General features: G+C 63.3%; 18 protein-coding genes. 14 read left to right on the forward strand and 4 right to left on the reverse strand.

Annotated elements, in window-relative coordinates:
- Positions 1 to 12: 12 nt before the first annotated feature.
- Positions 13 to 654 carry a CatB-related O-acetyltransferase gene (locus tag CLV89_RS02825; protein ID WP_106162096.1) on the reverse strand — a complete coding sequence of 214 codons (642 nt, stop codon included), beginning with the start codon at positions 652 to 654 and terminating at the stop codon, positions 13 to 15.
- A gap of 1 nt (position 655) precedes the next feature.
- The gene (locus tag CLV89_RS02830; protein WP_106162097.1) at positions 656 to 1,261 is read right to left on the reverse strand and encodes a flavin reductase family protein; all 606 of its coding nucleotides are present in this window, start codon (positions 1,259 to 1,261) and stop codon (positions 656 to 658) included.
- Between the two features lie 111 nt (positions 1,262 to 1,372).
- On the opposite strand from CLV89_RS02830, the gene CLV89_RS02835 reads away from it, so the two are divergent.
- From CLV89_RS02835 to rpiB, 6 genes are all read left to right on the forward strand, one after another.
- Positions 1,373 to 1,873, forward strand: coding sequence for a GNAT family N-acetyltransferase (locus tag CLV89_RS02835; RefSeq protein ID WP_106162098.1), 501 nt, complete (start codon positions 1,373 to 1,375; stop codon positions 1,871 to 1,873).
- A 90-nt stretch (positions 1,874 to 1,963) separates the two neighbouring features.
- The gene (locus CLV89_RS02840) at positions 1,964 to 2,728 is read left to right on the forward strand and encodes an EcsC family protein (protein ID WP_106162099.1); all 765 of its coding nucleotides are present in this window, start codon (positions 1,964 to 1,966) and stop codon (positions 2,726 to 2,728) included.
- A gap of 205 nt (positions 2,729 to 2,933) precedes the next feature.
- The gene (locus tag CLV89_RS02845) at positions 2,934 to 3,407 is read left to right on the forward strand and encodes an NUDIX hydrolase (protein WP_106162100.1); all 474 of its coding nucleotides are present in this window, start codon (positions 2,934 to 2,936) and stop codon (positions 3,405 to 3,407) included.
- 81 nt (positions 3,408 to 3,488) lie between these two features.
- Entirely contained in the window at positions 3,489 to 3,992 is a 504-nt protein-coding gene (locus CLV89_RS02850) for a DUF1178 family protein (protein WP_106162101.1), read from the forward strand.
- Positions 3,993 to 4,047: 55 nt separating this feature from the next.
- Positions 4,048 to 4,689 carry an SDR family oxidoreductase gene (locus CLV89_RS02855; protein WP_106162102.1) on the forward strand — a complete coding sequence of 214 codons (642 nt, stop codon included), beginning with the start codon at positions 4,048 to 4,050 and terminating at the stop codon, positions 4,687 to 4,689.
- Positions 4,690 to 4,822: 133 nt separating this feature from the next.
- Complete coding sequence (gene rpiB, locus CLV89_RS02860; RefSeq protein ID WP_106162103.1) at positions 4,823 to 5,272, forward strand: ribose 5-phosphate isomerase B; 450 nt, start codon at positions 4,823 to 4,825, stop codon at positions 5,270 to 5,272.
- A 116-nt stretch (positions 5,273 to 5,388) separates the two neighbouring features.
- On the opposite strand, the gene CLV89_RS02865 is transcribed toward rpiB, so the two are convergent.
- Positions 5,389 to 7,164 (reverse strand): trypsin-like peptidase domain-containing protein, encoded by a 1,776-nt coding sequence (locus CLV89_RS02865; RefSeq protein ID WP_106162104.1) that lies wholly within the window; start codon positions 7,162 to 7,164, stop codon positions 5,389 to 5,391.
- Between the two features lie 297 nt (positions 7,165 to 7,461).
- On the opposite strand from CLV89_RS02865, the gene CLV89_RS02870 reads away from it, so the two are divergent.
- From CLV89_RS02870 to glmM, 8 genes are all read left to right on the forward strand, one after another.
- Positions 7,462 to 8,400: a glycine--tRNA ligase subunit alpha gene (locus tag CLV89_RS02870; RefSeq protein WP_106162324.1), complete on the forward strand. Its 939-nt coding sequence runs from the start codon at positions 7,462 to 7,464 to the stop codon at positions 8,398 to 8,400.
- Positions 8,401 to 8,423: 23 nt separating this feature from the next.
- Positions 8,424 to 8,942 carry a DUF6446 family protein gene (locus CLV89_RS02875; RefSeq protein WP_106162105.1) on the forward strand — a complete coding sequence of 173 codons (519 nt, stop codon included), beginning with the start codon at positions 8,424 to 8,426 and terminating at the stop codon, positions 8,940 to 8,942.
- 85 nt (positions 8,943 to 9,027) lie between these two features.
- Positions 9,028 to 11,295 carry a glycine--tRNA ligase subunit beta gene (gene glyS / locus CLV89_RS02880; RefSeq protein WP_106162106.1) on the forward strand — a complete coding sequence of 756 codons (2,268 nt, stop codon included), beginning with the start codon at positions 9,028 to 9,030 and terminating at the stop codon, positions 11,293 to 11,295.
- A gap of 160 nt (positions 11,296 to 11,455) precedes the next feature.
- Positions 11,456 to 14,020 (forward strand): putative PEP-binding protein, encoded by a 2,565-nt coding sequence (locus CLV89_RS02885; RefSeq protein WP_106162325.1) that lies wholly within the window; start codon positions 11,456 to 11,458, stop codon positions 14,018 to 14,020.
- A 170-nt stretch (positions 14,021 to 14,190) separates the two neighbouring features.
- A complete protein-coding gene (locus CLV89_RS02890; RefSeq protein WP_243394914.1) occupies positions 14,191 to 14,835 on the forward strand; it encodes a cell wall hydrolase in 645 nt (214 codons plus the stop codon).
- A 151-nt stretch (positions 14,836 to 14,986) separates the two neighbouring features.
- Positions 14,987 to 15,907 carry a dihydroneopterin aldolase gene (locus tag CLV89_RS02895; RefSeq protein WP_106162107.1) on the forward strand — a complete coding sequence of 307 codons (921 nt, stop codon included), beginning with the start codon at positions 14,987 to 14,989 and terminating at the stop codon, positions 15,905 to 15,907.
- Positions 15,904 to 16,899, forward strand: coding sequence for a dihydropteroate synthase (gene folP / locus CLV89_RS02900; RefSeq protein WP_106162108.1), 996 nt, complete (start codon positions 15,904 to 15,906; stop codon positions 16,897 to 16,899). The genes CLV89_RS02895 and folP overlap by 4 nt, the downstream gene beginning before the upstream one ends.
- 62 nt (positions 16,900 to 16,961) lie before the next feature.
- On the forward strand, positions 16,962 to 18,305 hold the full coding sequence (glmM, locus tag CLV89_RS02905) for a phosphoglucosamine mutase (RefSeq protein ID WP_106162109.1): 1,344 nt from the start codon (positions 16,962 to 16,964) through the stop codon (positions 18,303 to 18,305).
- A gap of 218 nt (positions 18,306 to 18,523) precedes the next feature.
- Here the strand turns inward: glmM and CLV89_RS02910 are convergent, their stop codons facing one another.
- Entirely contained in the window at positions 18,524 to 19,444 is a 921-nt protein-coding gene (locus CLV89_RS02910) for a DMT family transporter (protein WP_106162110.1), read from the reverse strand.
- Between the last annotated feature and the right edge of the window lie 187 nt (positions 19,445 to 19,631).

A 19,631-nucleotide genomic window follows, 5' to 3' on the forward strand; every position in this document is an offset into this window, starting at 1 on the left:
AAGCAGCAGCGGTCAGTCGGGGGCGAGCGCCTCCAGCATGTCGAGGTCGCCGGAGGTGATTGCCGGTTCCGCGCGCAGGATCAGTTCTGCCGGCCAGTCCCACCATTTGAGGGTGAGGAGGCGGGCGATCTGCGGCTTGGGAAACCGGTGGCGGGCCACCGTCGCCGGGTTGCCTGTCATGATCGCGTAAGGAGGAACCGTGCCGCGCACCACCGCGCCTGCACCGATGATGGCGCCGTCGCCGATACGGGCGCCGGGCAGGATCATCGCGCCGTAGCCGATCCAGACGTCATGGCCGATCACCGTGTCGCGGGTGTCGGGCTGGAACCCGGCCATCTGGGCGGGATCGAACACCGGGAAGGGAAAGCAGCTGAGCCCCTCCTGCGCGTGGTTGGCCGAGGCGGTGATGAACCTGACCCCATGGGCGATCTGGCAAAACCGTCCGATCCGCAGCCGTTCGCGCGCGCCGGCAAAGAGATAGGGCGCCAGGTGACTGCTCCAGTCCCGCGGCGGGTCGAAATCAGAGGCGTAGGTGTAGTCGCCAACGCTGAAATTCGGGTTCTCCACCACGCGCGACAGCATCACCGTGCCGGTATGGGGCTGGCCATCCGGCAGGATGATCGGGTGGCGCAGATTTGGATCGGGCAGGGGCATCTCAGTCGTCCGGGCGGGTCAGGGAGAACAGATCGCTCACCTTGGCATAATCGCGATAGCCGAGGCGCGACAGCGGCTGGTAGCGGGTGACGTCAAAGATGCCGTCCACCAGGCAATCATCGCGCAAATGCACGCCGACCACCTCGCCAAAGGCGACCTTGTTGGCCTCGCCCGGCAGGTCGATGATCTGCGTGAGTTTGCATTCCAGCGCCGCCGGAACACCGGCGACCCGGGCGCAATTGATGGTTTCGCAGTCGATGGCCTCCAGCCCGGCATGGGCGAATTCATCCGTGCCCTTGTCCAGCGCAGCGGAGGATTTGTTCATCGCGTCGCGCATGGCGTATTCCACGATGTTGACGCAAAAGATCCCGGTCTCGCGAATATTGGCAATGGAATCCTTGGTGCCGTCCTGATCCGCCTTGGTGGAGGTGGAGGCAAACATCACCTGCGGCGGCACATAAGCCACGGCATTGAAGAAGGAATAAGGTGCCAGATTGTTGACGCCGTCGCCCGAACGGGTGGAGATCCAGCCGATGGGACGGGGGGTGACAACGGCGTTGAATGGGTTGTGGGGCAGGCCGTGGCCGTCCTCGGGGCGGTAGAACATTGCATGTCTCCAAGTGTTTGCCCCAGACTTACGCGCGTGCTAGGGCGAAATCCACCCCCGCGTCGAACCGGCCCCGTGCCTGCGCGACACAGCTGACGGAGCCAGAGAGACGTGATCACCATCGCGGCGGAGATGCCGGAGGATTCCTGGGAGGTCGAAGCCCTCTATGACCTGTGCTTCGCGCCGGGGCGCACGGCGCTGTCGTCCTATCGGCTGCGTGATGACGTGGCGCCGGTGCGCGCATTGAGCCAGGTGGCACGCGACAGCGACGGGATCCTTGCCGGTGCGATCCGCTTCTGGCCGGTGCATGTGGGGGCTGCCGAGGCGCTGCTGCTGGGGCCGGTGGCGGTGCACCCGACGCGGCAGGGCGAGGGCATCGGTGCGGCGCTCATCCGCGACAGCCTGTGGAAGGCGGAGCACAGCCATTGGGACCGGGTGATCCTGGTGGGCGATGCGCCCTATTACAAACGCTTCGGGTTTCAGAAGCTGAGCGGCGTCGAGATGCCGCCGCCAACCAACCCGGATCGCATTCTTGGCCTGAACCTCAATCCCGATGCCTGGACGGGCGTGTCGGGGCTGGTGCGACGTTGGAGCGGTGCGGCGCAAGGGTGACAGACCCGGACGTCGCGTGAGCAAGGGCCTTGAAACGCGTGTCCAAACTGCTGATCTGTAAGAACAGAGCGGCAGGGAAGAGGGCCACGGATGGGCGAAATACTGATACAGGACGCGCGGAACCTCACGGCAACGGATGTCGAGGCGGAGCTGGATGCGATAGCCGCCCGCTACCGCGCCGCCGGGAGTTTTGGCATGCGATTGCTGAACACGCTTGGTGGTGGTGCCGAGGACTTGCTGCAGCGTTTGCCCAAACCGTTGCGCGGGACCGTGGATGTCGCCGTGCAGCAGGCGCTGCATCTGGCGGTCCGAGGTGCCGCCCAGAGCAGGAGGCTGGTGCCCGATCAATCCTCCCAGACCAATCGTTGGGTCAGTACCACCATGGGCATGGTTGGTGGCGCCGCGGGATTGCCGGGCGCGTTGGTGGAGCTGCCGGCCACAACGACCTTCCTGCTGCGCAGCATTCAGGGCGTGGCGGTGGAATACGGGTTTGATCCGGATGCGGAGAATGTGCGCTTCGACGCGATAGAGGTTTTTGCCGCGGCAGGCCCGCTGGCCCATGATGACGGTGCCGATACCGGCTTTCTGACCATGCGCCTGGGACTGTCGGGGGCTGGCTTGTCACAGCTGATTGCCGCTGTGGCGCCCCGGCTGGCGGTGGCGCTGGGACCAAAGCTGGCAGCGCAGATGGTGCCGGTTCTGGGGGCAGTGGCTGGCGGCAGCGTGAACTACGTTTATGCCGGTTACTATCAGGAAATGGCGCATGTGCATTTTGCCCTGCGCCGCCTTTCACTGGATGCGGATGCGCCCTATCCGCAGATGGTGGAGCGGTTGCAACAGCGGCTGCTGGCCTGATCAGATACCTGCTGCGCCTTGCGCGCTGTCATCCCCCTGACATGGGGCGCTGCCACATGTTTGAGGAGGCCGCGTGCAATCGGGGCGAGAGCATGTATGGGCAGGGGCAGGCTTGCGGTGGTCGCTCAGGAGCGAGGGTGCGTGCTGCCGTCTCACCGGTTCCGCAATCCAGTGACTGCCTGCGCGTTGAAGGGGAGCAAGGCTGATGACGCGACCCCTGAATGGGCAATCATTTCACGGTCATTCCGAAGATGGTCGGCCGCTGCACCAGCAGGTGGGCGCGCTGTGCTATCGGATGTCGAGCAAAGGGCGCGTCAAGGTTTTGATGGTGACGTCCCGCGGCACCGGGCGTTGGATCCTCCCCAAAGGCTGGCCGATCAATGGTCTGACTGCGGCGCAGGCTGCGGCGACCGAAGCCTGGGAAGAAGCTGGCGTGTCGGGGCAGGTGTTGGATTGGGTGGTTGGACAGTTCACCTACGACAAGGCCCGCGACGGTGCGCCGCCGCTTGCGTGCCGGGTCGATGTGTTCCCGTTGCGCGTCGATGCTCTATCGGCGGATTTTCCTGAATGCACAGAGCGAAAACGCGAGTGGATGTCGCTTGAACGCGCAGCTTTGCAGGTCGATGCGGCGGATGTTTCGGCATTGCTCAGAGCCTTTTCGCCTGACGATCTTGTGTGAACGGGTTACATAGGAAGGATGCTGCCCTTGCAAACACCGCTGAGCCGGTTTTAATCGGCGCTTCCGAGTACGGGACATGAGATGATACGATATGCACTGAAATGCGCTGAGGGACATGGGTTCGAGAGCTGGTTCCAGTCAGCTGCGGCCTACGACAAGCTCGTGGAGGCCAATATGGTTGCCTGTACGCAGTGCGGGTCCACACAAGTGGAGAAAGCGCTGATGGCACCGCGCGTAAGTCCGGGCCGCAAGGCGGCGATCCCGGCGGAGGCGGAGCCTTCTCCCTCTGACAGGCCCGCGGTTACGCCAGCTGTGCCAGTGCCGCAAGCGCCGCAACAGGCCGCACCGCTCAGCGCGCCCGCGTCGGATCTGGAAAAGGCAATCACCGAGCTGAAGAAACAGGTCGAGGCCAACTCCGATTATGTGGGCAAGGATTTCGTCAAACAGGCGCGCGACATGCACCTTGGGGACGCGCCCGCCCGCTCCATCCACGGCGAGGCAAAGATTGAAGATGCCAAGGCGTTGATCGACGACGGGGTGCCGGTTCTGCCGCTCCCCTTCACACCGAACCGAAAGATGAACTGAGGCGCTCGACCGGGCATCAGTCATGAATCCACTGAGCAGGAAAAGGAGACCGCCAATGCATGTGGTCGTGACAGGCAGCAGCCGCGGTATAGGGCGTGAGCTGAAAACAAGGCTGGCTGCACGCGGTGATCGTGTGACGGGAACCTCGCGGGATCATTCGTCGGGCACCCGGCTCGATGTGAGCGAACCAGGGCAGCAGGCGCGCTTTGCCGCGCAAATCAAGGGCGACCCGGTGGATCTGTTGATCTGCAACGCGGGCGTCTACCTCGACAAGACGATGAGTATCAGTGACTACACCGCAGAGGTCTGGGCAAAATCACTTGCCGTCAATGTGACCGGCGTATTCCTGAGCGTGCAGGCAATGCTGCCGAACCTGAAGCTCGCCAGTGCTCCGAAAATTGCGATTATTTCCTCTCAGATGGCCAGTCACGCACGTGCACCGGGGGGATCCTACGCCTATCGCGCCTCCAAGGCCGCGGCGCTCAACATCGGACGCAATCTCGCCACGGATCTGAAACCGGAGGGGATTGCCGTTGGCATCTACCATCCCGGCTGGGTTCGCACCGACATGGGGGGCGATGAGGGGGATATCTCGGTTGAGGAAAGTGCCGAGGGTCTGATGCAGCAATTCGATGAGCTTACCCTGGAAACCTCGGGCTGTTTTCACACCTGGGACGGGCGAGTTCACGCATATTGATCGTGGCGGGCAAGCATGCGCACCACGCGAGGTCTAGGCCTTGCGTGCAAAACCGGGTAAGGCACGCCCGAACCCTCCTAGATCCACCACGGCCGGGCCGCAGCAGGCCCCAGGCAAACGGGACGACTTCAACATGACTGCCAGCAAACGTATCGTACTCTCCAGTGATCACGCCGCCATCGCGCTGCGCCAGACCCTTGCCGAACATATCGCGGCCAAAGGCTGGGAGGTCACCGACCTTGGCCCGACCTCACCCGAAAGCACGCATTACCCGAAACATGGTGAAGCGGCGGCGCGTCATGTGGCGGCTGGCGACAGCGATGTCGGCATCGTGCTGTGCGGCACGGGTCAGGGCATCATGATGGCGGCCAACAAGGTCAAGGGGATCCGCTGCGGCGTCTGCGCGGATGCGTTTTCGGCCCGGATGATCCGCGAGCACAACAACGCCAACATGTTGTCGATCGGCGCGCGTGTGGTCGGCGAAGGGCTGGCACTCGAGATTGTGGATGCTTTCCTGGATGCTGAGTTCGAAGGCGGTCGCCACGCCACCCGTGTCGAGATGATCGACGCGCTGGAGGCCTGACGCCTGCTGTCGGGCGGCATGCCCGGCTCAGTCAGCTGAACAACCGGACAAGAAAAAAGGCTCCCGAAGTGATCTTCGGGAGCCTTTGTCATGTCAGGGATGCGGACGGAGCCTTATCACTCCCAGCAGCTGACCAGCGTGGTGAGGCCTGTGGCCTCTCGCTGAAGCAACGACAGGGGCAGCTCGCCGGTGGCCGCAGCTTCGGTCGCGGGCAGGCCAACACCGGCCTTGTCCAATGCCATGCGGATCACTTCGCCTTTCAGCGCGAAACGCACACCCTCTGGCAGCACCGGACCATCTGAGGCTTCCGGCAGCAACATGCCATGCACGGTGCCTTCCTTGTCCAGAAGGGGGCCGCCTGCATCGCCGGGCTGAGCTGTCAGCTCCAGACGGGCCAGATAGCTTTCGCCCTGCAGCCCCTGAAGGTCGCTCAGCGATCCCCAGGTGAGGCTTGGAGCACCAAGCACGCCGCTGTAGGAGTAGCCCGAAACCGCCAGCGCGCTGCGCAGACGGGGTGTGTTTGCCGCAAGCGGTGCGGTGGCCATCGGGGACAGCGCCTCTGTCGGCTTCAGCACGGCAATGCCGGCCTCGCCATCGGCCAGCAGCACATCTGCACTGACGTCACGGTCAATGGTCACGCGACCGCAGCCGTTGACCACATCTGCCGTGGTCACGACAACACCATCTCCGGTCACGAAGAAGCCGCTGTGCGACAGGCGCGGTTTGCGGATTTCCAGACCGGAGACCAGATCGATGGACTGCGCGTCCTCCATGCCCTCTGCCGGGTCAAGCACGCCGTCGAGCCGGGTAAAGCTTTGTTGCATGGCGGAGAGGATACGCCCGCGACGGGCCTCGTCACCAGCCGGCCAGACAAGGGTAAAGCCTTTGATCTCGCCATTGTCCAATCGCGCTTCGGTGTAGGAGACGATCTCACTGTTGCGCCCCTCAAGCGTGAAGCGGTCACCGGAGCGTTCGCGCGGCCCTTCCAGCGGCACGATTTCCAGTGTCTGCATGATGTCATACAGACCATAAAGAGTGCGACGGTCGCCGGGTTGCGAAATCAGCAGGACCCGGGCGCCAAGGTCCCCGGCGGGGTCAAAATGCGCGAAGGGCGGTTCGTAGCGGCTGAAGGCGACCTCGTTCAACGGCAGATCCAGCGTGATGCCTGCTGCTTCGTCAGTATATGACGCCATGCCAGTGGAAATCAGCGGTGCGTTGTATTCATCCAGCAACGCCTTGCGCTGCAGGGTGGTCAGGACGCCGGTGGGTTCAAAACCGCGCGCGAGCTGCCAGTCGGACATCGAGGCACGGGTGCCGCGCCCGAATGCGCCGTCAATGCCGGAGGCATAGAACCCTGCGGCCTTCAATGCGACCTGAAGGTCCATGCGCTCTTCACGCGACAGGGCGCGTTCGCTGCGGCGGGCCTCGGCCGGTGTTTCATCTGCAACAGCGATTTCCGGCTCCGGGGCCAGTGGGGGCTCCGTCACCGTGTCGTCGTCAGATGTCGACGAAATGACTGGCGCAGTGGAGGGTGCGTCGGTCTCGGCGCCAACCGGATAGAAACGGGTGCGGAAGTTGCTGGAGAAGGTGATGAAGCTGTCACGCGGGATTTGCCCTTCGGCGCGGTAGACACGCAGCACCTGTTCGGCGTCGGGACGGGCATAGGGGCCGACCACGATGCCGTACCAGCCGCCGCCCAGGGCATAGCCGGAGACGTCCGGCAGGCGGGCGGCAAAGTCGCGGGCCTCGTCCTGCGCCTCGCGAAGTGAGGGACGGGCCGCCACCTGGATCCAGACGCCACCCGCGTCGGATTGCTGTGCCTGCACGAGGCCCGGAAGCGCCGCGAGGCAGACGGTCAATGCCCACAAAAGCGAGGCAAATAGGTTCTTCATTGTTTAACCTCTGTACGAAGAGACGGAATTAGTTCGCGGCGCAGGTAACCATCTTGCGCCCGAAAAGGAAACGGCGAGAAACCGCACATATGCAGGTAAAGTGCGTTTGTTTCTCATCTTCGACACATCAGGACGAATTTTCCCCCTGCCGTGAGGCTTCGGGTGGCCTGCTGCGCACGGGGCCGTTGACCCCGCCGGGGGGCTTGCATAGGAAGACGGTCGAACATTGCACCGTCTGTGCTGGCCCTGCGTGGCTTGATGGAGGCGGGCGCGCCGATGCCGCCGAAGGGAAAAGACATGACCCAGACCACCGCCCCGCGTTCGTTTCAGGAGATCATCCTGCGTCTGCAGACCTATTGGGCCTCCAAGGGCTGCGCCATCCTGCAGCCCTACGACATGGAAGTCGGCGCGGGCACCTTCCATCCGGCGACCACCCTGCGGTCCCTGGGCAGCAAGCCCTGGGCGGCGGCCTATGTGCAGCCCTCGCGCCGCCCCACCGACGGGCGCTATGGCGAGAACCCGAACCGCTTGCAGCATTACTACCAGTATCAGGTGCTGATCAAACCCAGCCCGCCGGAGCTGCAGGAGCTGTACCTAGGCTCCCTGCAGGCGATCGGCGTCGACATGGAGTTGCACGACATCCGCTTTGTCGAGGACGACTGGGAAAGCCCGACTCTGGGCGCCTGGGGGCTGGGCTGGGAGGTCTGGTGCGACGGTATGGAAGTCAGCCAGTTCACCTATTTCCAGCAGGTTGGCGGCCATGACTGCCACCCGGTATCGGGCGAGCTGACCTATGGTCTGGAGCGTCTGGCGATGTATATCCTTGGCGTCGATCACGTGATGGACATGCCGTTCAACGATCCGCAGTCACCGCAGCCGTTGAGCTATGGTGACATCTTCAAGCAGACCGAGGAAGAATACGCCCGCTGGAACTTCGACGTGGCCAACACCGAGGTTCTGCTGCGTCACTTCGAGGAGGCCGAGGCCGAATGCGCCTCTATCCTGTCGCAGGAGCATATCGACCCGAAGACCAACAAGCGCATCATCATGGCGCATCCCGCCTATGACCAATGCATCAAGGCCAGCCATATCTTCAACCTGCTGGATGCGCGCGGTGTGATCTCCGTCACCGAGCGTCAGGCCTATATCGGCCGGGTGCGCACATTGGCCAAGCAATGCGCCGATGCCTTTGTGCAGACCGAAGCGGGTGGGTTCACCAACGAGAGCGCGGCCTGAATGGCCCGGGGGGGAAAGCTGATATGACTGGCAAGATCCTGTCACTCATCCTCGTTGTCTCCGGCCTCGCGGCGGGGATCGCGATGTATTACCTGCAGGTCTACGGCTACTATGATGATGTGGCCGCGCGACCGGGCGAGGACGTGCTGCTGCTGCCGATCGGCGGCGAGACGCCCGAGCCCATCGCCTATGGGGATTTTGAGGCAATCGATGCGGACAGCTCTCCGATCCGCTACCGGGCCTGCTTCACCACGCCGCTGAAACCGGCAGAGGTGGCGCAGCTCTACGAGATTTCCGAGGCGCGCGATCCGCGCAACGCCCCCGGCTGGTTCGACTGTTTCGATGCCACTGCCATCGGCCAGGCGCTGCGCGACGGGCGTGCGACGGCGTTTATCTCTGAAAAGAACATCGACTTTGGCGTCGACCGGGTTGTGGCCATCACCGAAGATGGCCGGGGCTATGTCTGGCACGAACTGAACAACTGTGGCGAGAAGGCTTATGACGGCACCATCGTGGGCGAGGAATGCCCCAAGCGGCCGTAAGCCGACCGATGGGCGCAGCCGCGCCCGTCGCCACATCTTTTTTCGCCGTGAACGCACGGCAGATCCGAACCGTTGAGGACACGTAATGGCTGATCTTCTGATCGAACTTTTCTCCGAGGAAATCCCGGCCCGCATGCAAGCGCGCGCGGGTGAAGACCTGAAGAAACGGATGACCGACGGTCTGGTCGAGGCGGGTCTGACCTATGCGGGCGCCCATGCGCTGACCACGCCGCGCCGCCTGACGCTGGCGATCGAGGATCTGCTGGAGCATTCCCCCACCGTGCGCGAAGAGCGCAAGGGCCCCAAGGTGGGCGCACCCGACAAGGCCATCGAGGGCTTCCTGCGGGGCGCAGGCGTGAGCCGCGATCAGCTGAAAGAGCGCGACACCCCCAAGGGCGCGGTCTATTTCGCAACCATCGAAAAACCGGGACGCCCTGCGGCGGAGATCATTGCCGAGGTGCTGGAAGACACCATTCGCAACTTCCCCTGGCCCAAGTCCATGCGCTGGGGTGCGGGGTCCTTGCGCTGGGTGCGTCCGCTGCATTCGATCCTCTGCCTGCTGACGCGCGAAGACGGCAGCGAGGTGGTGGCGCTCAATATCGACGGTATCAAGTCGGGCGACAGCACGGCCGGGCATCGTTTTATGGCTCCGGCGCGATTCTCCGTCACCGGATTTGAGGACTACGCTGCCAAGCTGAAACGCGCCTTTGTGGAACTGGAGCCCAAGGAGCGCGAGGCGGCGATCTGGCAGGATGCCACCAATCAGGCCTTCGCGTCCGGCCTTGAGGTGGTGGACGACAAGGGGCTCCTGGCAGAGGTCGCCGGTCTGGTGGAATGGCCGGTGGTCCTGATGGGGTCCATCGACGCGGAATTCCTCGACCTGCCGCCGGAGGTGCTGCAAACCTCGATGAAAGAACACCAGAAGTTCTTTTCCGTGAAGAACCCCAAGACCGGGCGGATCGAGAAGTTCATCACCGTCGCGAACCGCGAGACGGCGGATGATGGCGCGACCATTCTGGCGGGCAACCAAAAGGTGCTGAGCGCCCGTCTGGCGGATGCGAAGTTCTTTTGGGAGAACGATCTGCGCATCGCGAAATCCGAGGTCGGCATGGAAGGCTGGCTGGAGAGCCTTGGCAATGTGACGTTCCACAACAAGCTGGGCACTCAGGCCGCACGGATTGACCGCATCGCCGCATTGGCGCGCGAAATCGCCCCCATTGTGGGCGCGGATGCGGATCTGGCGGAACAGGCGGCGAAGGTCGCCAAGGCGGATCTGTCTTCCGAGATGGTCTATGAGTTCCCCGAATTGCAGGGCCTGATGGGGCGCTACTACGCGGAGGCCGCAGGGCTGCCGCAAGACGTCGCCAATGCCTGCCAGCAGCATTATTCGCCGCTGGGCCCCAGCGATGAGGTGCCGGCAGAGCCGGTATCGGTGGCCGTGGCGCTGGCAGACAAGATCGACACGCTGACCGGCTTCTGGGCGATTGATGAAAAGCCCACTGGGTCCAAAGACCCCTATGCGCTGCGCCGTGCCGCACTGGGTGTGATCCGGCTGGTGCTGGAGAATGGACTGAAGCTCTGTTTGAGCATATTGCTCACTGAGCATGGCGCAAAAGTTGCATACAAGGCGCTGACACTAGAGCATCAAAACCTCGCGACCGAGAGATCGCAGTTGCTGAAGCAGATCACGAAAGCACAAGAGGCATTAGCGGATAAGGATCGAGAGAGAGTAGACGCTCAACTTAGTGTAATTTCTAACAGAATGGTTCACATTGAAGAAAACTATTTTGAACAAAAAGGCTTCATTCACCTTGGTAGAAAGCTTGCCCCGAATCTCCTCTCCTTCTTCCACGACCGCCTGAAGGTCTTCCTGCGCGATCAGGGCATTCGTCATGATGTGATCGACGCCTGTATCGCCATGGAGGGCAATGACGACCTGACGCTCCTAGTGAAACGCGCCCGGGCGCTGGAGGAGTTCATGTCTTCCGAGGATGGCGGAAACCTGCTGCAGGGGTTCAAGCGCGCCAACAACATCCTGTCTCAGGCCGAGGAAAAGGACGGGGTTGAGTACTCCTACGGGGCCGACAAGAAATTCATCGAGGATGCGGCGGAAGCAGCCCTGTTTGATGCGCTTGCAGCGGGCGAGGGGGCGATCTCCTCGGCCATCGAGGCCGAGGATTTCGCGGCCGCCATGGGCGGCATGGCCGCATTGCGCGCGCCGGTGGATGCGTTTTTCGAGGCAGTTCAGGTGAACTCCGACAATTCCGTGGTGCGCCGCAACCGGCTGAACCTGTTGAGCCAGATCCGCAAGGTCTGCGGTCAGGTGGCTGACCTGAGCCGTATCGAAGGCTGACACCCGTCTGCCATGTGCTGAAGCCGCGGCCCTCGCCCAATCCGGCGGGGGCCTTTTTGTTGCAGTTGCGGCATGGTTCCCCTTGCAGGGGCGTTTGCCATCATTATGCTCGACCCCACGGAGGATTGCTGCATTGCAGAAACAGGCAGGGGACGCGCGCATGGACGATATCTCGAAGGCCACGCTGATCACGTCCACGGCGCCGATTGCCAACCATAGTCACGGCGGGCGGGCGAAATGCCTGCAGCGGCTGGTGCGGCTGAAGCTGCCGGTGCCGCAGACCGTGGCGCTGTCGTTTGATGCGGTGCATGCGATCGCTGAAGGGTATATGGTCGACGTCAAGGCGATCCTGTCGGAACTGCGCCCGGATGCGCTGTTGTGCGTGCGGCCCTCCTCGGAAGATCCGGATTGGGGTGGCCCCGGCGCGGTGCTGAACATCGGTATGAATGACGCGCGCTACGTGGATCTGAGCGACACGCTGGGCGCGGATGCGGCGGCGGCGCTTTATCTGCGGTTTGTGCAATCCTATGCGGTGCATGTGGCGCGGCTTGACCCGGATGTGTTCGAGGATGTCGAGGACGGCGGCCCGGATGCGCTGAGCGAGATGCTGCAGGCCTATGAGGCCGAGGCCGAAGAGCCGTTTCCGCAGGATCCGGGCGAGCAGCTGGCGGCGGTGTTGCGGACCATGGCGCGGGCCTGGGAAGGCACTTCGGCGCGTCTGTTGCGGGCGGCCAAGGGCGCGCCGGAGGATGCGGGCCTTGGTCTCGTGGTGCAGGAGATGGTGCCGGGGCTTGGGCAGGGGGAGTGCGGCTCGGGCGTGCTTCAGCTGGTGAACTCGCAGACCGGCTTGCCGCAGATTACCGGGCGTTACCTGAGCCAGAGCCAGGGACGCGATGCGCTGGGCAGCGACGCGGAGTCGATCTATCTGGAGCAGGATGATCGCGGTCCGTCACTGGAAGAACTCGCCCCCGAAGCCTTTGCCGAGCTGAAGGTGCACGCGGCCCTGATGCGCGAGAGGCTGCGTGCCGAAATGCAGGTGGAATTCGTCATTGAAAACGGGCGCGTGCATATCCTCGACGGGATGCGGGTGACACGGTCTGCGCGGGCGGCTGTGCGGATCGCGGTGCGCCTGGCCGAGGACGGGATTATCTCGGCTGAAGAAGCGGTGATGCGAGTGAATGCGCATTCCCTCAATGAACTGTTGCACCGACAGGTGGATCCGGACGCCAAGCGCGATGTGATCGGCAGCGGCATTGCCGCAAGCCCCGGCGCGGCAACCGGGCGGTTGGTGTTCACGGCGGCAGAGGCGCAGGCCAGCAAATCCCGTGGGGAACCGTGCATTCTGGCGCGGCGCGAGACCTCGCCCGAGGATGTGCGCGGCATGCATGCGGCGGCGGGGGTGCTCACTGAAAAAGGCGGTATGACAAGCCATGCGGCGGTGATCGGGCGCGGGCTGGGTCTGCCCTGCATCGTGGGCGCATCAAGCCTGCGGTTTGACAGCCGTCGCAAGCAGTTGACCGCACCGGATGGGCGCATCTTCAAGGCGGGCGAGACGATAACGGTAGACGGAACCTCCGGCCAGCTGCTGGTGGGGGAGCCTGCGATGACCGAGGCGGCAGAAGACGATGCTTTGCTGACGCTGATGGGCTGGGCGGATGCGGCGCGCGACATCGATATCCGTGCCAATGCCGACACGCCCGCAGATGCCCAGACCGCGCGCAACTTCAATGCGCAGGGGATCGGGTTGTGTCGCACCGAGCATATGTTCTTTGATCCCGGTCGCCTGACGGTGATGCGGGAGATGATCTTTGCCGAGACCTCCTCGGGGCGGGCAGCGGTGCTGGCGCGCCTTCTGCCGATGCAGCGCAATGATTTCCGCGAGCTGTTTCGCATCATGGAGGGGCTTCCGGTTTGCATTCGTCTGTTCGACCCGCCCCTGCACGAGTTCCTGCCCACCACAACCGCCGGTCAGCGCGAGCTCTCCGAGGCGCTGGGCCTGCCGGTCAGCGATGTGACGCGCCGGGTGGAGGAGATGGGCGAATATAACCCGATGCTGGGTTTGCGCGGCGTGCGCCTTGGGGTCACGGTGCCCGAAATTTATGACATGCAGGCGCGGGCGATTTTCGAGGCCACGTTGGACGCATCGCGCGACGGCGACCCGGTGGTGCCGGAGATCATGATCCCGCTGGTGTCGGCCAAACGCGAAGTGGAGCTGGTCAAGACCCGCATTGATGCGGTGGCCGCTGCGGTGAAATCCGAGCGTGGCGTCGATTTCACCTATCGCCTCGGGGTGATGGTCGAGACACCGAGGGCCGCGTTACGGGCCGATGAGATCGCGGTGCACACCGCCTTCATGAGCTTCGGCACCAATGACCTCACTCAAATGACCTATGGTCTGTCTCGCGACGATGCGGGGCGGTTCATGTCGGATTATGTGCAGCAGGGCGTGTTCCCCGAGGATCCGTTCCATGTGCTGGATGTGGATGGTGTCGGCGAGTTGCTGCAGCTGGGCGCACAGCGCGGGCGGTCGGCGAAGCCTGACATCACGCTGTCGATCTGCGGTGAACACGGTGGCAACCCCGAATCGATTGCGTTTTGTCGCGCCGCGGGGTTCGATTACGTCTCCTGCTCGCCGTTCCGTGTCCCTGTCGCACGTCTGGCGGCAGCGCAGTTGGCGATCGCGGACAAGACAGGCCAAAATGTGCCTACATACTTAAAAAGGTAATGAATTCAGGATCATCCTATCGCGCCCTCCGCATCGGCGTTGTGCTCTAAGCCTTCGAGCATAGCAGCTATACGTCCGGTCGGCTGGACGTTTTGAAGCATTTCCGTTACCCGGTGCCGTCGCTGGCGGTCGGAATGCCGCTGCGTGCAGTTGGACCGGGGGTACCCTGAATGAAACGGAATCTGATGTGGGCCGCAGTGATCGCGGCAACACTAGGCGGTAGCATGGCCTCTGCTGACATGGGGCTGGATGCGCTTTTCAAACAGGAGCAGTCGACGCTTCAGGCCGCGCCGAAGGAACGCATGTTGCGCTTTCTCGGGGGCAAGCGACAGACGCGCACCAAGAATGTCACCAAGGTTCAGTACACGCGTGCCTTCCTTGATACGCGCCCGGAGGCGACCGGCGGCAGTGAATTTGCCTGCCTTGCGGAAGCGCTCTATTTCGAGGCCCGGGGCGAGACCGTGCAAGGTCAATTCGCCGTGGCCGAGGTGATCCTGAACCGGGTGAAAAGCGCGCAGTTCCCGAATACCATCTGCGGTGTGATCAACCAGGGCACAGGGCGCAAGTACCAGTGCCAGTTCACCTACACCTGCGACGGTATCAAAGAGGTCATCGCCGAGCCGCGTGCGTTTGAGCGTGTGGCCAAGGTGGCGCGCCTGATGCTGGACGGTGTGAAGCCAAAGCTGACCGAAGGCGCCACCTACTACCACACCACGGCAGTGAAACCGCGCTGGTCACGCAGCTTCACCAAGACCGCGCGTATCGGCGTGCATCTTTTCTACCGCGACGAGCGTTACCGCACCGCATCGAACTAAGACCCCGCATTTTGCGTGCCAGTGTTGGAAAAGCGCCGCTTTCCGTCTCTGGCACGGCGGGTCTGGGCCTGTTATCTGCTTTGAACGGACATAAACCTGTGACTCCTGACACAGTCGCCCGTTACGTTCAAAGCCAGACAAAGGCCACGCCATGAGTTCCGATATACATCTCGCCTTCGCGCATCCATCCGAGCGATCTGCCGCGACTGCGCGCCCCGGTCCGTTGGACCGGATCTCTTTGCGTGACCATATCGTCGAGGTGGAGATCGGCGCATTCCAGCAGGAACGCGGCACCACCCAGCGGGTGTGTTTCAATGTGGTGGTGGAGATCGCGCCATTGCCGGCGGATCTGGACGACGACGTGGACCGGATCCTGTCTTATGACAAGGTGACCGAGGCGATCGCCCATGAGCTGGCGCGGGAACGTCTGGCGCTGCTTGAAACTCTGGCCGAACGGGTGGCAGAGCGCATCCTGTGGGAGCCGCAAGCCGTGCGTGCCTTCGTGCGTATCGAAAAGCTGGATCGCGGACCCGGGGCGTTGGGTGTTGAGGTGGTGCGGTCCTCGGATCAGGTGACCCATGAGGTTGAGGAGGATGTGAAGCCACATCCCCGGCTGATGTTCCTGTCCAATGCGGCGATCAACAGCGCTCATCTGACCGATTGGATTGACCAGATGGAGTGCCGCGAGCGCCCGCTGATCCTCTGCGTGGGCGCACACGAACTTGCCGTGCCGCAGACCGGGCACAAATGGACCCAGCGTCGCATTGATCTGCTGGCGATCGAGCAGAATGCTTGGCGTCTGGCGGCAAAAGATCCCCGTTGCGTCGTGGTCGAGACCCGCACCGAGTTGGACTGGGCAATGAAGAACGGGCAGATCTGTGTCTGGGCGCCGTCCAAGATCGTGCTTGATGCGGTCGAAGGACCGAGCGAGCCGCCGTCGAATGCGGTTGCACTTGCGGCCTGGTTCGCTTCTACTTTTGAAGCTGAAGAAATGATCGTGATTGGCGCCGAACTGCCGGACAACCCCGGTGTTCCCCTGCGCGCCCATGCTGAGGAGCACAAGACCCTGTGAGTTATTACCGTCCTTTGGTTCGTCATGGTGATGCGCGTCCTGAGGGCGCCATTCACCTCGCCGGTAGCGCGCTCTGGTTTACCGAGGTCGAAGTTCTGGATCGCAGTGCCCCGCCGCGCATCGTGCCGGCGGGATTGCTGCCGGAAGAGATCCGGCTCCGTCTGATGAGCCGTCGTGCCACAATCGCCGGCTTGGATATGACCCAGCCGCAGATCATGGGCATTCTGAACGTCACACCCGACAGTTTCTCCGATGGTGGCAAGCATGACGAGCTGTCAGCGGCCCGCGATGCGGCGCTGCAGATGGTGGCTGATGGTGCCTCGATCATCGACATCGGCGGTGAAAGCACCCGCCCCGGCGCGATCGAAGTTGAGGAAATGGAAGAGATCACCCGCACCGCGCCGGTGATCGCCGCCCTGCGCGACGCCAGCGCCGTGCCGATCTCGATCGACACCCGCAAGGCCACAGTGGCGATGGAGGCGCTGGAAGCGGGCGCTTCGCTGGTCAATGATGTCTCAGGCTTCACCTTCGATGCGGCCCTGGCCCCCCTGGCGGCACAGGCCGGCGTACCGGTCTGTGTGATGCATGCGCAGGGCGACCCGCAAACGATGCAGAAAGATCCGCACTACGACAATGTGGTGCTGGACGTCTATGACTTCCTGTCCGCGCAGGTGGATCAGCTGGAGGCCATCGGCGTGCTGCGCGAGCAGATCGTGATCGACCCGGGCATCGGCTTTGGCAAGAGCGAGGCGCATAATCTGGCGCTGCTGCGCAATCTCAGCGTTTTTCACGGCATAGGCTGTCCGATCCTGCTGGGCGTCTCTCGCAAGGGTTTCATCGGAACCATCGGCAAAGCTTCGCAGGCCGAGGCCCGCGCGCCGGGTTCTATCGCGGTGGGTCTTGCGGGCGTTGCCCAAGGCGTGCAATTGCTAAGGGTGCATGATGTTGCCGAAACCGCCCAAGCGTTGCGCCTGTGGCAGGCGACACGATAACAGACTTTGGCGGCTGTCGGCGTGTCTAGCCCGGCAGCGCACCGGGCATAGGAGCGGCAGAAATGCGCAAACTCTTTGGAACCGACGGCGTGCGGGGCAAGGCCAACCTGCACCCCATGACCGCGGACATGGCGCTGCGTATTGGCGCAGCGGTTGGACGCTATTTTCGGCGTGAAAATGACAATGTACACCGTGTGGTAATCGGCAAGGATACGCGATTGTCGGGCTATATGTTCGAGAATGCGTTGACGGCGGGGCTGACCTCCACCGGCATGAACGTGCTGCTGCTCGGTCCCGTGCCGACACCGGCGGTGGGTTTGATGACGCGTTCAATGCGCGCGGACCTTGGCGTGATGATCTCCGCCAGCCACAATCCGGCTGAAGACAATGGCATCAAGTTCTTCGGTCCCGATGGTTACAAGCTTTCAGATGAAGTGGAACTTGAGCTGGAGGCGCTGATTGAGAGCGGGGTCGAACTTGCCCAGGCGCATAATATCGGCCGCGCCAAGCGGATTGATGATGCGCGGTTTCGCTATGGCGAACGGATCAAGAGCTCATTGCCACGCGGCATGCGTCTCGACGGACTGCGTGTTGTGATCGATTGCGCCAATGGCGCGGCGCACCGGACGGCGCCGGAAATCCTGTGGGAGCTGGGTGCGGATGTGATCCCGGTCGGCGTCTCTCCCGACGGCAAGAATATCAACCGAGGTTGTGGCTCGACACAACCTGGCGTTGCTGCAGAAACTGTTGTGGCGCATGGCGCGCATGTGGGGATTTGCCTGGACGGGGATGCGGATCGGGTGATCCTCATCGATGAGACCGGTACCGTGGCGGATGGCGATCAGCTGATGGCGCTGTTGGCCTCGGCCTGGGCGGCGGACGGACGTCTGACGGGCGGGGCGCTGGTTGCGACGGTGATGTCGAACCTAGGCCTGGAGCGGTTCCTGCAGGATCGCGGTATTGGTCTTGAACGCACAGGCGTCGGGGACCGCTATGTGGTCGAGCGCATGCGGCAGGGTGGTTTCAACCTCGGCGGCGAGCAGTCGGGCCATATCGTGATGAGCGACTATGCCACCACCGGGGATGGTCTGATGGCGGGCTTGCATTTTCTCGCCGAGATGGTGCGGAGTGGTCAGAAAGCGTCCGAACTGGCGCGTCAGTTTGAGCCAGTGCCGCAGTTGCTGAAGAACGTGCGGTTTGAGGCCGGACAAGTTCCTTTGGAAGCCGGGTCTGTTCAGGACGCGATCGCCCGGGCGGAAGGACAGCTGAACGGGCAGGGGCGCTTGCTGATCCGCAAGTCCGGGACCGAACCGCTGATCCGGGTGATGGCAGAGAGCGAAGACCCCGAGTTGTTGAACCGGACCGTCAGCGATGTGGTTTCTGCGGTAGAAGCGGCAACAGTCTGATCCGTTTCTGTTTCCGCCCGGTTTGTCCGGGCGGACCCGCGCGCCGGGCCTATGGCCCGGCGCGCGTTAGGGGCGCTGCCCCCTCGGGCGGACGCCCTCACCCCCGAGATATTTGTGAAAAGATGAAGCGCATGCGGAGGCGCCGTGCGTCAGAGCGGCGCCGTGCCAAACTGGATTGCCTGCATATGTGTTTCAGACAAAATCGGCGAGCGCTTCGGCTATTGCCGTGCTGCCGCGGGCCGGGCCAGGCCGAACAGCCTCTTGAGGGCGCCGAACTGGCTGAGCGCCACACCGGCGAGGATCAGCGCCAGCGCCCAGATCAGCGTTCCGGGCAGCGGTTCGCCGAGGATCAGCGCGCCGAAAAACACCGCGCAGACCGGCACCAGGTAGTTGGTGAGGCTCATGAAAGTCGGGCCGGCGCCGCGGATCAACAGCACACGCAGCAGGTTTGCCCCCGCCGTCGGGATCAGTCCGAGGATCGCGAGCCACATCCAGGTCTCCTGCGAGATGGCGGGCGGCGGGCCCTCGACAAGCCAGGCCGCAGGGATGATCCCCACCGCGCCGATCAGCAGCAGCACCGCCGCCAGTCCCACCGGGTCCACCTCCGGCAGGCGGCGCACCGATATTGAGGAAACCGAGTAGCAGGCGGCCGCCCCGAGGCAGGCCAGACGCCCGGCCCATTCCAGATCGGTGCCGATGCTCTCGAAGGCCTGGCCGCCGATCAGCAGCGCCACGCCGAAAAAGCCGATCACCACGCCGATGAGGCGACGCAGGGTCAGCGGCTCGGAGGCGAAGAAATGCGCCAGCGGCAGCACCATCAGCGGGATTGCCGACATGCTGACCCCGGCAAAGCCCGAGGTTACATGCTGGAGCCCCCAGCTGATCAGAATGAAGGGCAGGGTGGAGCTGAGGATGCCGACCATCACCACAACGGGCCAGTTGCTTGTGCCGGTAAATAGGCGAAAGCCGCGCAGCCCCCAGACCGCCGTCAACAGAACCGCCGCAAAGCCGATGCGCCCGGCGGCAAGCCAGAATGGGGTGATGCCCTGCAACGCCAGTTCCACCACCATGAAAGTGGCGCCCCAGGTCAGGCCGAGGGCTGCGACCATGGCCCAGTAGCGGGGTGCAATTTCGGGCATGACAGCTTCCTTCTGATCGGTAATGGCGCGTGCTGAAGCAGGCGCTGACAGTTGCGCTCCGGCGGGGCTGGCGCGACCCGTTCGCTACGGATGTGACGCAATTGGCCGGACAGCAATAAGGCGCCCCGGTGGTCCGGAGCGCCTTTCCAAGGTCCGGCCTGCGGCTGTGACAGCCGCAGGCGGGAAG

The organism is Tritonibacter scottomollicae, assembly GCF_003003215.1.
Classification (GTDB): domain Bacteria; phylum Pseudomonadota; class Alphaproteobacteria; order Rhodobacterales; family Rhodobacteraceae; genus Epibacterium; species Epibacterium scottomollicae.